The sequence below is a fragment of the Streptomyces sp. NPDC051243 genome, assembly GCF_044455405.1.
Taxonomy (GTDB): domain Bacteria; phylum Actinomycetota; class Actinomycetes; order Streptomycetales; family Streptomycetaceae; genus Streptomyces.
The window spans coordinates 1-14,650 of sequence record NZ_JBITES010000030.1; the positions used below are offsets into that span (position 1 = coordinate 1).

Consider the following 14,650-nt stretch of genomic DNA (forward strand, 5'->3'; position numbering starts at 1 on the left):
GCGGTGAAGATTCGACACCTCCACCACACACGGGGGCCTTCGCCATGATCAAGCCCGCCCAGCGTTAACAACGCTCGTGATCAATACACCTAGGCGCTCGACCGGTGTACATGACTTCCGCAAGACGTACGACGTACGACGCCCGCGTCCGCGTCCGGCCCGGCCGGCCACCGCCGGGTCCACGCCGCCCGCAAGCCGGTCATCGCGGGCCTCGCCGCCACCGCCGCCCTGGTCGGGGCCTGGTACGCCACCGCGGGCGCGGCTCCGACCGCCGCCTTGAACCTCACCCCGGACCACCACCACGGTACCGTCGGCTCCGTCTCTGCGAGCAGCGCAGCCCACGCGGCCTCCCGCTCCCGCGGCGTCTCCTCGGCGGCCGCCCGTGCCGCCGCCTCCCGCCGCTCCCGCAGCCGGTGGACGACGACCAGCCGCACCGAGCGCTCCCCGGCCGCGGCCCCCACCAGCGTGTCCCCGTCGAGCGACACCGTCATGAACTCCGGCCGCCCGGGCCCCCCGCCCAGCACGCCGGCCAGATCCCAGCCGTCGCCGAGCCGGACCCTGGCCCAACGCCCGAACCGGTTGCCGACGGCGTGGACGAGGAAAGTCCCGTCCCCGCCGAGGATCCCGGCCTCGCACGCCAGCCGGTGCCACTGCGCGTTGACCTCCGCGACCAGGTCGGCCCGGTCCGTGGCGACGGCCACCGCCGGCTCGGCCTCCGCCGCGACGACCTGCCGCCAGACGATCGCGGGCGGCGGCACCTCCTCGACCTGCCAGTCCCCCACGATCAGCAGCCCGGCCCGCTCCAGCAGTTCGACCAGCTCGTCTCTCCCACCCATGATCGCCATCGTGCCCTGAAACGCCGCCACGGCGTATCCTTCCGGCCGGGCGTGCGGACGACGTGACAGGTGTGGCCGTCGGCGGCGGAATCCCGCGGCCGCTCAGGCTCGTACGCCGACTCCCTCGCCGTCCGCCAACCGCGCCTCGACCTCATGCCCGTCGCTCCAGCGGACGTGGATCCCGCCATCGCCGTCCACGCGCACCGTCACCAGCTCGTCCAGCGGCGCGGGATCCCGCTCGGCGGTCAGCCGGGCGAGTGCGACGAACAGCGTGGCCGAAGTGCCGGTGACACCGCAGAGATCGCTGTCCAAGCCCACGGCCGGCCGGCTTTCCGCACGCACGCCGTCCCCGCAAACCCAGCCGGTGATCCGCACCGGCGTTCCCGGCTCTGCCCCCGCCACCAGATGGGCCCGCACCTCCACGGCCCCGCGCGCGAGCACGAGGCTGGTCACCCGGGCTCCCCCGCCAGCCGAGTGCCGGGAGGCCGCCCAGCCCTCCCCCACGCCGAGCGGCACGATGTCGGTACGGCTCGGGTCGTGGCCGACGATCACGCTGTTGTCGTACCACCGCGAAGGCACCGTCGCCGTCGAGTAGGCGAGGCGCGTGTAGTACGGGTCGTAGCGGATGTCCTCGCTGCCGTGGTTGTGGAGGCGGACCAGGCCGTCCGAACCGGTGGACTGCAGCAGCCAGTTGGGGGCGGCGATCGCGGTCACGGCGTCCGTGCGCTCGGCCGGGGCGGGCTCCTCCACCGCCGTCCACACCTCGTGGTCCGCCGGCAGGAGCAGGCCGAGGAAGCCCTTGCTCGCCCAGTACGGGGACGCCGGGCCCGAATAGCCTTGCAGGACCGTCTCGTCGGGGCCGTGCCAGCCGAGGGTGAGCAGGCCGTTCGCGTCCACCGCGCCGCGCTCCAGGAAGTACTTCAGCGCGCCGGAGGCCAGCCGGCGGGTCTGACCCGGCGACAGCGGCGTACGGCCCGTCAGCGCGCCCAGCCACAGCGGGGCCGTCGTCGCGAAGCGGTACGTCAGTGAGCGGCCCTGGTGCATGGGGGCTCCGTCGCCGCCGAACAGGCGGGCGTAGTCCTCGAGATGCCGCGAGAGCCGACCCCCGTACAGCTCCAGCAGCCTCTCGTCCCGCGCCAGCCAGGCGTGCAGCACCGGGTACAGGTGCATCGCCCAGCCGTTGTAGTAGTCGTACTTCCGGCCGTCGCCGTCCGTGTACCAGCCGCCGCCGACGTACCAGTCCTCGATACGCTCCAGACCCCGGTCGATCGCCTTGCGGGACTCCTGGGTCTCGTGTCCGATCTCCTGGAGGAAGCCGCCGACCGTCACCGGGAACAACTCCCAGTTGCAGGGCCAGGCCTCGGCGGTCAGGGCGTCCGTGAGCCAGGCCGCCGCCCGCTGCCGCACCGGGTCGTCCAGGCGGTCCCACAGCAGCGGTCGGGTCAGGCGCAGCGCGAGCGCGATCGACGCCGCCTCGACGAGCGGCTGGCCGCGGTCCTCGATACGGGGCCAGACGCCCGAGACGCCGGCCGTGAGTCCGTCGGCGTAGCGCCCCAACGCCGTCTCGTCACGGCGGAAGGCCGCCAGCAGGAACGTACGGGCGTAGCCCTCCAGGCCGTCGGAGAGGCGGCCGGACCAGCTCTCGTGGTCGCCGGGCAAGTGGTAGAGGGCGCGGTCCTGCGTGGCGTACGGCTCCACCGCGGCGAGCAGGGAGTCGGCGGCGGCCTCCCAGTGGGCGCGGGTGTAGCCGGTGCGGGGACTGAGGGTGCGGTCGTCGGGCGGCAGCTGCATCGGTTCTCTTTCCGGCTCTGTGAAGGTCAGGCCTGGGGCGCCCCGGTTCCGGTCGGGGCGCCCCAGGGGTTCATCCCACCCGCACCAGGCCCTCCGGTACCAGATGCCGAGCGGCGAGTTCGTCGCGGACGAGCCCCGCGTACACCGTGGCGCCGTGCACCGAGGTGTGGGTGTTGTCCCGCTTCTCGTTGTAGAGGTACAGGGCCTTGGAGGCCTCGACGCCCAGCGACTCCACCAGCGCCTTGGTCTTCGCGGTCAGGTCGATCAGGGGGACGTCGTGCGTGGCGGCGACCGAGCGGATGACGGCGGGGTGGTCCACGCCGAGGCCGTTCACGAGCAGGGCCGTGTTGTTGTTGAGCGTGCCGTCCGAGTTGAACCAGCGGCGCACGACGGGCGTCACCAGCACCGGCTCGCCGCCCTTCTCGCGCACGCCCGCGACCAGCGCCTCCAGGTTCGCGCGGTACGTCGCCTCGTCGGTCGTCTTGTCGTTGTGGGCGAGCTGGATCAGGACGAGGTCTCCCGGGCGGATCCGCGGCTGGACGGTGGCCCAGAGGCGGGAGTCGGCGAGGTAGGTGACCGTGCTCTCGCCGGAGTCGGCGTAGTTGGCGACGGACAGGCCCTGGCGGAGGTACTGCGGGAGCTGCTGGCCCCAGCCGGAGTACGGGTCGCCGGGCTGGTCGCAGACGGTGGAGTCGCCGACGAGGAAGATCCGGCGGGTGTGGCGGGCGGCCGGGGTGACCTTGATGTCGGCGAGTGCGGGAGCCGAGCCGCCGAGCAGCAGGTCCAGCCCGGGAGTTCCGTCGGGGCCGGTCGGCTCACCCTCGGGGGTGCGGACATTCACGGTGAAGCTGCGGGCGACACGCTCCCCCGCAGGGACGGCCGTCTCGGGGAGCAGGGCGCGGCGGGTCTCACCAGTGACGCTCGTGCTCGACGCGGCCTCGCCGCCGAGGAGGACCTTCACGTCGTACGTGCCGGGCGGGACGTCGAAGTGGCAGGCGGTGACAGTGCAGTTCTCGATGCCGAGGGGACGCTGACCGGAGTGCGACCCGTACGCCTGGGCCGGTGCGGCGGCCAGGCCGGCGCTCAGCGTCACCACCGCCAGGACGGCGAGGTTGAAACGTCTCATGCGTCTCATGCGTCGGCTCCTCCACGCGACAAGGACAGGACGACAAGGCCTGGCGCTGGACCGTACCGCGAAGCGCAAGCGCTTTCTAGACCCTCCGTCGATTTCACAAGATTGCCAACTTCCCTGCCGCGAAAGCCCTTTCGCGAAATCGATTCAACTGTCACTCTCGCTCACACCCGCAGACCCCCGCACACCTCCCGAAGGAGGCACCCCCCATGTCCGGATCCACCAACAGACCGGTCGGCCGCCGCACCTTCGTCCTCGCCACCGCGGCCGCCGCGGGCACGGCGGCCCTCGGCGGCACCGCCTCCGCCGCGGCCTTCGGCTGGAGCGACGACGGCTCGAACTACGTCGTCGACACCGGCGCCAACCTCGTCTTCAAGGTCAGCAAGTCCAACGGCGACCTCACCTCGCTGGTCTACCGGGGCACGGAATACCAGGGCTACGGCGGCAAGAACTCGCACATCGAGTCCGGCCTCGGCAGCTCCACCGTGTCCATCAGGCAGTCGGGGTCGACGATCCTGGTCTCGGTCGCGTACGGCACCCTGCGGCACTACTACGCGGCCCGCAGCGGCGAGAACAACATCTACCTGTGGACCAACCGGGCCGACACGTCGGTCGCGTCCACCCGCTTCATCCTGCGCGTCAAGGCGGGCCTGTTCCTCAACGACGAGCCGGACTCCTACACCTACGCGCCCACCGCCATCGAGGCCTCGGACGTGTTCGCGAAGTCCGACGGCCAGACCCGCTCCAAGCACTACTCGAAGCTGCGGGTCATGGACTACGACTACGTCGGCTGGAGCGCGAACGGCGTCGGTCTGTGGATCGTCCGCTCCAACCACGAGAAGGCCTCCGGCGGCCCCTTCTACCGCTCGCTGCTGCGCCATCAGAGCGCGGACGGCGGCGGTCTGTACGAGATCCTGCACTACGCGCAGAACCAGACCGAGGCCGAGCGCTTCGGCCTCCAGGGCCCCTACGTCATCGCCCTCACCGACGGCGGCGCCCCCTCCTCGTCGCTGTTCCCGGGCGCGCTCACCACCTCCTGGGCCGACTCGCTCGGCATCTCGGGCTACGTCCCGGCGAGCGGCCGGGGCCGGGTCGCGGGCGTCGGCATCACCGGGCGAAACACGGCGTACCCGTACACCGTGGGGCTCGCCAACTCGGCGGCCCAGTACTGGGGTTCGGCGCGGTCGTCGGACGGCTACTTCTCGATCGGGGGTGTGCTGCCGGGGACGTACACGCTGACCGTCTACAAGGGCGAACTCGCCGTGCACACGGGGTCGGTGACGGTCACGGCCGGTGGCACGACCACCCTCAACACCATCGCCATCGCCTCCTCGAACGACCCGTCCAACGCCACCGCGATCTGGCGGATCAACGACTGGAACGGCACGCCGAGCGGCTTCAAGAACGCCGACCTGATGACCTACGCCCACCCGTCGGACGTCCGGGCCGCCGCCTGGACCGGCAACGTGGTGATCGGCAGCGGCAGTGAGACCTCGGCGTTCCCCTGCTACATCTGGAAGGACGTCAACAGCGGGCTGCTGGTGTACTTCCGGCTGACCGCCGCCCAGGCCGCCGCAGCGCACACCCTGCGCATCGGTGTGACGACGGCCTACGCCAACGGCCGGCCGCAGGTCGTCATCAACGACACCTGGACGTCGGCGATCCCCTCCCCGCCCACCCAGCCGAGCACCCGGTCGCTGACGAACGGGTCCTACCGGGGCAACAACCACACGTTCACCTACAGCGTGCCGGCGTCTGCCTGGAAGACGGACACCAGCCAGTACAACGTACTGAAGATCAACGTGGTGAGCGGTTCGGGGACGACGGGCTATCTCAGCGCGGGCACGGCGATCGACGCGATCGACCTGCTCGCCTGACGCGACCTCAGGTTCCGCGCGTCCACTGCTGGTTGGTACCTCCGTTGCAGGTATAGGTGATGACCGCGGCGGAGTTGGCGGTGGACGCGCCGTTCACGTCCAGGCACTCGCCGGTCGCGCGGGACTTGATGTTCACATAGGAGCCGGTGGTGGTGACCGACCACTGCTGGGCGGTCGACGAGGCGTTGCAGTGCTCCTGCGTGACCGTGTTCGCGTTCTCCTGGACGCACAGGGAGCTGTGCCGGGTCATCAGCTGGTAGTAGCCGCTGCCGACGGACTTGAACCAGTACCTCTGGTTGCCGCCGCCGTTGCAGTCGTACTGCTTGATCTGGGCGCCCGCCCACTGCGACTGGCTGGTGACGTCCGCGCACCGGCTGCTGTGCCGGGCGATCAGCGTGTTGTACGTGGCGCTGGTGCCGCTGACCGAGCCGGTCGCCGTGTCGATGGTGACCTCAGGGGACCAGGACATGGACATCGAGGTCGAGGAGGGGAAGGTCAGCGGCAGCCAGACGTAGCGGGAGTCGTTGACGGTGCCGCCGAAGGAGTTGCCCCAGCGGTCGCCCAGGTAGAGGTACGAGGTGGTCGAGGTGCCCTGCACGGGGAGGACGTACGCGGTCTGCGAGCCGTAGGTCGTGGAGTCGCCGATGTTCGTCATCGCGGTCCACGGCCCTGCGATGTTGGTGGCGGTGGCGTACTGCTGCTGGTTGGGGCTCCAGCCGGTCGCGCCCGACGTCAGCATGAAGTAGACGCCGTTCCGCTTGAACAGCGCCGGTGCCTCGCGGTGGCCGCCGTGCCAGGGGTCGGCGACCAGGGCGGCGATGCCTGTGTAGTCGCTGGTCAGGCGGTAGATCTGGAGGTCGTAGTTCTCGCGGGCGGCGGAGACCATGTAGCCGGTGCCGTCCGTGTCGACGAAGACCGTGATGTCGCGGGACATGTGCTGACCGAGCGGGCGGAAGCTGCCCTGCCAGGTGTAGTCGCCGTCCACGGTGTCGGAGACGGCTACGGCGGCGCGGGCCTCGCTGTAGTCGACGCCGTTCTCCTTGTGCATCCACATGACGAACTTGCCGGTGGCGGCGTTGTACATGACCTTCGGGCGCTCGATGTTGGCGGTGGCGAGCTCCGGGTCGCCGGCCTCGGTCAGGACGTGGTTCCGGAACTCCCAGTTCTTCAGGTCGGTGGAGCGGTAGGCGTCCACGTACCGGAAGGTGTTGTCGGCGTTGCGGTGCTCGCCGAACCAGTAGTAGTACGAGCCGACCTTGATGACACCGCCGCCGTGGGCGTGCACCGGGTTGCCCGAGGTGTCGGTGAACTGCGTGCCGTTGGTGACGGTCTGGGGTGCCGCCTGGGCGGGCCCCGCGGTGGCCAGGACGCCGGCCAGGGCCAGGCAGAGGGCGAGCAGGACCGCGTACGCACGTCTCATATCAGGCACTCCCCTTCACTCTCACTGCCCGGTCGCGGCGGTGGTGCCCGCCGCCGTGTCTGCCACGGGTATGCCGAAGTCCGGGGTGCCGTCCGGGTTCCAGCCGAGGCGCTGGATGCGGGTGTGGCGGTTGGGGTCGTTCAGGGGGTCGCCGACGATCTCCTTGTACTGGCGGGCGTGGTAGACGAGGACGTCGCTGCGACCGTCCTCGGCGACGGTGAAGCAGTTGTGGCCGGGGCCGTACTGCTTGGTGGTGTCGTTGCTGGTGAAGACCGGGGTCGGCGACTTGGACCAGCCGGCCGGGTCCATGAGGTTGGCGTCGGCGTCGACGGTCAGCATGCCGACGCAGTAGTGGTGGTCGGTGGCGGAGGCCGAGTAGGTGAGGAAGATCCGGCCGTTGCGTTTGAGGGCGTAGGGGCCCTCGTTGACCTTGAAGCCGACGCACTCCCAGTCGAACTCAGGCGTCGACAGCCGCACCTGCGGGCCTGTCAGGGTCCACGGGTTCGCCATCTCGGAGAGGAAGAGGCCGGTGTTGTTGTCCATCCCCGGTTCGTGCTGGGCCCAGCACAGGTAGCGGGTGCCGCGGTGGGTGAAGGTGGTGGCGTCGAGGGAGAAGGTCTCCCAGGCGGTCTTGACCTGGCCGCGCTCCACCCAGGTGCCCTTGAACGGGTTCGGGTTGGCGTTCTCCAGGACCCAGATGCGGATCCGCCAGACGTCCTCGGCGGGCGCGGCGGCGAAGTAGATGTACCACTTGCCGCCGATGCGGTGGAGCTCGGGAGCCCAGATGTGCGCGCCCATGTCGCCGGTGGGGTGGGCCCGCCAGATGACCGACTCGTCCGCCGTGGACAGGCCGTTCAGGGTGCGGGAGCGGCGCAGGACGATGCGGTCGTACTCGGGGGCGGTGGCCGTGAAGTAGTAGAAGCCGTCGGTGTGCCGGTGGATGTGCGGGTCGGCACGCTGCTGGACGAGGGGGTTCGCATAGGAGGCCGGCTTCGGGGGTGCGGCGTGGGCGACGCCGGGGATCGCCGAGGCGGCGGTCAGGGCGCCGGCGGCCACGGCGCCCTTCAACAGCAGTCTGCGTCCGGGGGTTTCGGGCAGATCGTGATCGCGGCTCATGCGGCCTGCCTCTCATGGGTGGGGCTCAGAAGTGGGGGAATGTTCGAGACTGTTCGGGATAGCGAACAAGATCTGACATTACGAACGACCGAAAGGTAAGGGCGTGCAACGTGGAGGTCAACGGGTCTGGCGTGACCAATAGGCCCGTCGATGCATCGCGCTCACTCGAACGGCCAGCTGCAGGAGCGGCGGCCATGCGGGCGTGGTCGGCTGAGAGCCGCCCCGCTCCACTACGGAAAGGCGAACGCCCGATGAGACCAACCCGGTTCCTCGCGGCCCTGGTGTCCGCCGCGCTGGCGGCCACCGTTCTCACGGCGTCCGGCGCCCACGCCCGGGCACGGGCCGTACCCCCCGAGGAACACATCTGTCCGGCCCCGGACGGCACGAACCTCAACGAGTTCCTCGGGATCACCGAACGCCTCGTCGGCCCACCTGCCTGCCGGGAGATGTTCGCCGGCGAGCGCTGGTTCCGGGCCTTCCCGAGCTGGGGCACCGCGCCCAACGCCGCAAGCGCCGTGTACCCGGCCGGCTACACGCCCGCGCGGCCCGCCCCGATGGACGACTTCGTCTCGAAGTTCCTCGGCGTTCGAGTCGTCACCGACATCGGTACCGCCCGGGAACGCAGCTACACCTTCGGCCCGCAGACGCTGCGCCGCATCGCCTTCGACCCGAACCTCGGCCTGCCGTTCGCGTTCTTCGCCGCCGGGCCGTTGCACCCGTTGAGCGTCGGGGCGCACACGACCACGGTCTTCATGCGGCTGAGCGCGGAGCACTGCGACGGGGTGGCCCCCGTCCGGGAGGAGAACTGCCTGCCCGCCGGCGAGTTCCGGTTCACCGGGGACACCCCGCTTCAGGTCTTCCCGCGCAACGCCTGAGGGCAGAGCTTCACAGCGGCGATTTTCTGTTATCGCCGCCGCCCCACGCCGTCTCCATTAGATGTGCGCAGCCTTACCCACAGAACAGCAGCGGCCGCCGGCGCCCTCGCCGCCGTAGCCGCCCTCACCGTCACCGCTCCCCCCGCGGTGGCCGCCGGCCCACGAGACGTCACCGCCGACGTTCTCGCGGGCCGGGACGTGACGCTCGGCGGCGACACGGTCGTGACCGTCCCCGCCGGGACGACGACGTACGACGGTGTCTTCCGCGGCGAGGGCACGCTCACCGTGCGCGGCACCGGGACGCTGATCCTGACCAAGGACAGCGACTTCACGCTCCCGAAGTCCCGGCAACGGCAGAAGGTGAGCGTCCTCGGCGGCAACCACCCGTACGTCACCACGACCAACGCCGACCCGCCGGCGATCACCGTCGAGCGCGGGGCGACCCTGCAGTACGGCAACGGCGGCACGACCGGCCTGATCGGACACTTCCCGTACAACACCCCGGCGTTCCGCCTCAACCAGGACAACATCCGGGTCAACGGCACCCTGCGTCTGTCCCTGAGGAGCGCCTACAACCTGGGCACCATCAGCGGCTCCGGGCTGATCACGCAGCCGCGCTTCCTCTGGGGCAGCTGGGCCCTGTCGGGCACCCACTCCTTCTCCGGGGTGATCGACAACGGCACGCAGCTCAACGCCGGCGCGCCGGAGTTCGCCACCTCGCTGCCGAACATGCGCAAGGTTCTCAACCAGGGCACCTGGACCGTGGACACGCCTCTCGGTCAGACCGTCACCATGGGCATGGACTTCTACCAGCGCGAGTACGGCAGCGACATCAACGTCCAGTCCCGGCCGGGCAGCAAGGTGATCCTCACCGGCCAGTACAGCTGGTCGGACCAGGGCGGCGACACCAATCCCTCGCTCAGCGACCCGGCTCTCAACTGGACCCCGGCGCGCAAGAACGTCAACAAGCGCGGCACCAACATCAAGGGGGCCAACGTCCAGTGGGGCGACGGCACGACGAACAAGATCTTCATGCCCGGGACCGCCGAGACCGTCTACATCAACCTGCTGGCGGCACGGTTCCGCTCGCTGCTCACCTTCGACTACAACGGCCCGGTGACGCTGGGCGCCCCCATCGGCGGCGGCGTGTTCCACGACACGCTGTCCGCGCCCGGCGCCGGTGACATCGTCATCAAGGGCACGAAGGGCAACGACGTCACCTTCGCCGCCGTGCAGTACTACGACGGCTCGACCACGGTCGAGAAGGGCGCCGTGCTGCGCCTGGGCAGCGGCAGGCCGGGCGGCGACGGCGGGCTCTACACCCGCGGCGGCCTCTACAAGGTCGTCAACAACGGCTCCCTGGTGCTGAACAACACGAGCAGGCCCCTGGCCCTGTCCCGGATCAGCGGCAGCGGGTCGCTCACCCAGTCGGGGGCCGCGACGACGACCCTCACGGGAAGCGCGGTGACGTACACCGGCCCGACGACGGTCAAGAAGGGCACCCTCGCGCTGCGCGACGGCGCGACGCTCGCCGGCAGCCGGGCGATCCGGCTCACGTCGGCGAAGTCGCGGCTGGACGTGGGGACCTCGGGACTGCGCGTGGGCACGGGGAAGTCCCTGAGCGGCAAGGGCACGGTCAAGGGGGCCGTGACGAACGGCGGTGTGGTCGCGACCGGGCTGACCGTCTCCGGCGGCTACACACAGTCGGCCAAGGGTGAACTGGTTCTGCGCGACGGCCCGTTGAAGGTGACGGGCGCGGTCCGCCTGGCCGGCGACCTCGACCTGGCGTCCGCCGCCGGCGCGACCGAGCCCGCGCGGAGTGTCACCGTCCTCGACCACCAGGGCTCCGCGAGGACGACCGGCGCCTTCACCGGTCTGAAGGAGGGCGCCAGGCTGCGGCTGGACAAAACCACGTACCGGATCAGCTACCGGGGCGGCGACGGCAACGACGTGGTCCTGACCGCCACCGCCACACCCCCCTCCCCCACCCCCCGCACGGCAGCCGACCCGGCGGCCTCCCCCGGCACCACCACCGCCGGCGCGGGCGCCGACGGCCTCGGCTGGTGGCCGTACGTCCTGGCCGCCGGGCTGCTCCTCGGCCTCGCGGTACCGGCGACACGGCTCGGACGGGGGCGAGGCCGGCGGCGGGGTGGGCGACACGCGGCTTAGTGCGTCCCCCCCGTTGTCCCACATGCCGGACACCTGCCCCGTCTCGACTACCGTCGTCATCATGACCAGCACCGTCACCCTCGCCGAAGCCCTCGCCGCCGGAACCGTCGTGCTCGACGGCGGCATGTCCAATCAGCTCGAGTCCGCCGGGCACGACCTGAGTGACGAGCTGTGGTCGGCGCGGCTGCTCGCGGAGCGGCCCGAGGCGATCACCGAGGCGCATCTCGCCTACTTCGAGGCCGGGGCGGACGTGGCGATCACGTCCAGCTACCAGGCCACCTTCGAGGGGTTCGCCAAGCGTGGCATCAGCCACGAGCGGGCGGCGGAACTGCTCTCGCTCAGCGTGGAGTTGGCGCGCGAGGCGGTACGGCAGGCGCGGGGCAAGGGCGTGACGCGGCCGCTGTGGGTGGCCGCGTCGGTCGGGCCGTACGGGGCGATGCTGGCGGACGGCTCCGAGTACCGGGGCCGGTACGGGCTGAGCGTGGCCGAGTTGGAGCGCTTCCACCGGCCCCGTCTGGAGGTGCTCGCCGGGGCCCGTCCCGACGTGCTCGCGCTGGAGACCGTCCCGGACGCCGACGAGGCCGAGGCGCTGCTGCGGGCGGTGCGCGGGCTCGGCGTTACGGCCTGGCTGTCGTACTCCGTCGCCGGTGACCGCACCCGCGCCGGGCAGCCGCTGGAGGAGGCCTTCGCCCTGGCCGCCGACTCCGACGAGGTGATCGCCGTCGGCGTGAACTGCTGCGCGCCCGAGGACGTCGAGGGCGCCGTCCGCACCGCCGCCCGCGTCACGGGCAAGCCGGTCGTCGTCTACCCCAACAGCGGTGAGGCCTGGAACGCCGAGGCGCGCGCCTGGGACGGGCGTTCCTCCTTCGCCGCCGAGCAGGTGCGGGGGTGGCGGGAGTCCGGGGCACGGCTGATCGGGGGGTGCTGCAGGGTGGGGCCGGAGGCGATCGGCTCCATCGCTCGTACGTTGGCGGAGGCGCGGTAGCCGGGACAGCCGGTCGGGTCCCGGCCGCAGCGCGTCGGTTTCCGGTCACCGGGAACTGCGCTGTTCGCCGTACTCGAACAGTGATCGGTTACCCTGACCGCGCCGCCGCGTGGCGATCGTCGGGGGGAACCTGGGGGCCGCGGACCGCCCGGCGAGCATCACCGGTACCTGCGTCAAGTCCGTGACGTGCCCGTCCGCCTGTCCCGTTGGACGCATGTGCCGCGAGCGCATGAAGGAGACAACGATGGCGGACCGAACGCCCGACACCAGCGTTCTCGACCAGGACGACCCGTCGGCGGAGCCCTCCGGCGAAGACCACGAGTCGGGCCCGGACCTGGCCGAGAAGAAGGACACCGGGCAGCCGTCCGGGGAGGCGACGGCAGAACCGAAGTCGGCGTCAGTTGCGGAATCGCCGGACGAGTCGGAGGCCGCGGAGGCAGCGGAGGAGCGGGAGGCCGCGCAGACGGCGGGGGAACCCGAGTCGCCGGCAGCGGCGGAAGAGCCGCAGACGCCGGACGAGCCCGGCATACCCGCAGCGACGGACGAGCCCGAGACACCGGACGTGCCCGAAGTATCGGCCGAGGAACCGGCCGAACCGAGGAAGGCCCCTGCCGGTGAACCGGCGGAAGAGGCGGGAGAGGGCGATGCGGGCACCCCGCCCGCCGAAACCCTGACTGAGGCGGCCCAGCCCCTCGCCGACGAGGCTCCCGAGACCGAGACCGAGACCGAGGCCGAAGTCGCCGACGCGGCACCGGACGAGGACACCGAGGCACCTGCCAAGGACGCCGACACCGCATCGGACGAGGACACCGACGCCACCGCCGACGCCGACGGCGACAGCGACAGCGACAGCGACAGCGACACATCGGACACGAACACCGACGCAGCCACGGACTCGACCACCAAGGACGAACCCGAAGAAGCCCCCACCCCCCAGAACTCCGAAAGCACCCGCACCCTGGCGCTGCGCCCCCCGGCCGACGCCCCCGAAGCCGACCGGACGATGGCGATCAGCGTCGCCGAGCCGCCCGGCGTCAAGCCGGAGGGCGTCAAGCCGGCGGGTGCCGAGCCGGAGGGCACGCGGTCCGCCGCTCCCTCCCCGATCGACCTGCTCGCGCAGCTCACCAACACGCCGCCGCCACCGGCCACCCCGCTCCGCACGACCCTCCGCAGGGTCAAGATCTGGTCACCGCTGGTGGCGCTGCTCGCGCTGGTCCTGCTCGTCGTCCAGTTGCTGCGCCCGCTTCCGGAGCCGACCCTCGATCTCGACGCGAGCGCATCGTCGTTCACCATCGGCGGGGAAGCGTTCACCATGCCGTGGCCCGAGGAGGGGCAGGGCGCGGTCATGGTCGTGGGCTCGGGCACCATCGGGACGTTCGGGGAGCAGAAGGCCGTCCCGACGGCGAGCGTGGCCAAGATCATGACGGCGTATGTGCTGCTGCGTGATCGACCGCTCGAGCGGGACGAGCCGGGCCCGAGCGTCACCGTCGACGCCCGGGCCGTGGAGGAGGGCAAGTCCAAGCACGAGTCACGCATCGTGGGGCTGCGGGTCGGCCAGACGTTCAGCCTCCAGGACATGCTGAAGATGCTGATGATCCCGTCGGGCAACAACGTCGCCCGGCTGCTGGCCCGGTGGGACACGAAGAGCGACGACGAGACCGCGTTCGTGCGGAAGATGAACGAGGCGGCCGAGTCGCTCGGCATGACGAACACGACGTACACCGATCCCAGCGGCCTGGACAAGGGAACCGTCAGCACGGCCGTCGACCAGCTCAAACTGGCCGAGGCGGTCATGCGGTTCGAGTCCTTCCGCACGGTCGTCGCGATGCCCAACGCCGACATCCCCGGGATCGGGCGCATCTACAACAACAACGACCGGCTGACCGTGGCCGGGCTGAGCGTCAGGGGCATCAAGACCGGCTCCAACACCGCGGCCGGCGGCACCCTGTCCTGGGCGGCGTACCGGACCGTGGACGGCGAGGACCGGCTGATCCTGGGCTCGCTGATGGACCAGCACGTGACGGGTCCGGATCCCGACGGCTCCAACAGTCTCAAGCTGGTGCTGAGGAACAGCGAGACGCTCATCAGGGCGGTCCGGGAGGCGCTCACGTCGGCGACGGCGGTGAAGAAGGGCCAGGTGGTCGGGCATGTCGACGACGGTCTCGGCGGCCGTACGCCGGTGGTGGCCACGAAGGACCTGAAGGTCGTCGGGGTACCGGGGCAGCAGCTGACGCTCGCCTTCCGCGACGGGGGCGAGGGCCTGGACGAGGGGTCGAAGGCCGGTACCGTCGTCGGCGAGTTGGTGGTGGGCCGCGGTGCGGGGGCTCCGAGCGTGCCCGTGGCGCTCCGGTCCGAGCTTCGGGAACCGTCTCTCGGGACGAGACTGACTCGGCTCGGGTGATCTGGGCGGGTGCCCTCGGCCACCGGTTGCGCCGAGAGCGCCCGCCCC

10 protein-coding genes are annotated in these 14,650 nt (G+C 71.0%); 5 read left to right on the plus strand and 5 right to left on the minus strand.

The genetic code is table 11. The features are described from left to right. Window positions 1–89: 89 nt before the first annotated feature. The 3 genes from ACIBAG_RS44765 to ACIBAG_RS44775 form a co-directional block, all read right to left on the minus strand. A complete protein-coding gene (locus tag ACIBAG_RS44765) occupies window positions 90–866 on the minus strand; it encodes a hypothetical protein (RefSeq protein ID WP_399113779.1) in 777 nt (258 codons plus the stop codon). 72 nt (window positions 867–938) lie between these two features. Further along, on the minus strand, window positions 939–2,627 hold the full coding sequence (locus ACIBAG_RS44770) for a DUF2264 domain-containing protein (RefSeq protein ID WP_399113781.1): 1,689 nt from the start codon (window positions 2,625–2,627) through the stop codon (window positions 939–941). Between the two features lie 70 nt (window positions 2,628–2,697). Beyond that, window positions 2,698–3,753, minus strand: coding sequence for a rhamnogalacturonan acetylesterase (locus ACIBAG_RS44775; protein WP_399113862.1), 1,056 nt, complete (start codon window positions 3,751–3,753; stop codon window positions 2,698–2,700). 215 nt (window positions 3,754–3,968) lie between these two features. Here ACIBAG_RS44775 and ACIBAG_RS44780 point away from each other — a divergent pair, with 215 nt between their 5' ends. Next, complete coding sequence (locus ACIBAG_RS44780; protein ID WP_399113782.1) at window positions 3,969–5,636, plus strand: rhamnogalacturonan lyase B N-terminal domain-containing protein; 1,668 nt, start codon at window positions 3,969–3,971, stop codon at window positions 5,634–5,636. A gap of 7 nt (window positions 5,637–5,643) precedes the next feature. Here the strand turns inward: ACIBAG_RS44780 and ACIBAG_RS44785 are convergent, their stop codons facing one another. Both ACIBAG_RS44785 and ACIBAG_RS44790 read right to left on the minus strand, forming a co-directional pair. Next, window positions 5,644–7,056 carry an RICIN domain-containing protein gene (locus ACIBAG_RS44785; RefSeq protein WP_399113783.1) on the minus strand — a complete coding sequence of 471 codons (1,413 nt, stop codon included), beginning with the start codon at window positions 7,054–7,056 and terminating at the stop codon, window positions 5,644–5,646. A 21-nt stretch (window positions 7,057–7,077) separates the two neighbouring features. Beyond that, window positions 7,078–8,172 carry a family 43 glycosylhydrolase gene (locus ACIBAG_RS44790; RefSeq protein WP_399113784.1) on the minus strand — a complete coding sequence of 365 codons (1,095 nt, stop codon included), beginning with the start codon at window positions 8,170–8,172 and terminating at the stop codon, window positions 7,078–7,080. A gap of 251 nt (window positions 8,173–8,423) precedes the next feature. On the opposite strand from ACIBAG_RS44790, the gene ACIBAG_RS44795 reads away from it, so the two are divergent. The 4 genes from ACIBAG_RS44795 (at window position 8,424) to ACIBAG_RS44810 (ending at window position 14,602) form a co-directional block, all read left to right on the plus strand. Continuing rightward, complete coding sequence (locus ACIBAG_RS44795; RefSeq protein WP_399113786.1) at window positions 8,424–9,047, plus strand: hypothetical protein; 624 nt, start codon at window positions 8,424–8,426, stop codon at window positions 9,045–9,047. 63 nt (window positions 9,048–9,110) lie between these two features. Continuing rightward, on the plus strand, window positions 9,111–11,216 hold the full coding sequence (locus ACIBAG_RS44800) for an autotransporter-associated beta strand repeat-containing protein (protein ID WP_399113788.1): 2,106 nt from the start codon (window positions 9,111–9,113) through the stop codon (window positions 11,214–11,216). A gap of 61 nt (window positions 11,217–11,277) precedes the next feature. Further along, window positions 11,278–12,201: a homocysteine S-methyltransferase gene (gene mmuM / locus ACIBAG_RS44805; protein ID WP_399113790.1), complete on the plus strand. Its 924-nt coding sequence runs from the start codon at window positions 11,278–11,280 to the stop codon at window positions 12,199–12,201. 244 nt (window positions 12,202–12,445) lie between these two features. Continuing rightward, entirely contained in the window at window positions 12,446–14,602 is a 2,157-nt protein-coding gene (locus ACIBAG_RS44810; protein ID WP_399113792.1) for a serine hydrolase, read from the plus strand. Window positions 14,603–14,650 lie beyond the last annotated feature (48 nt).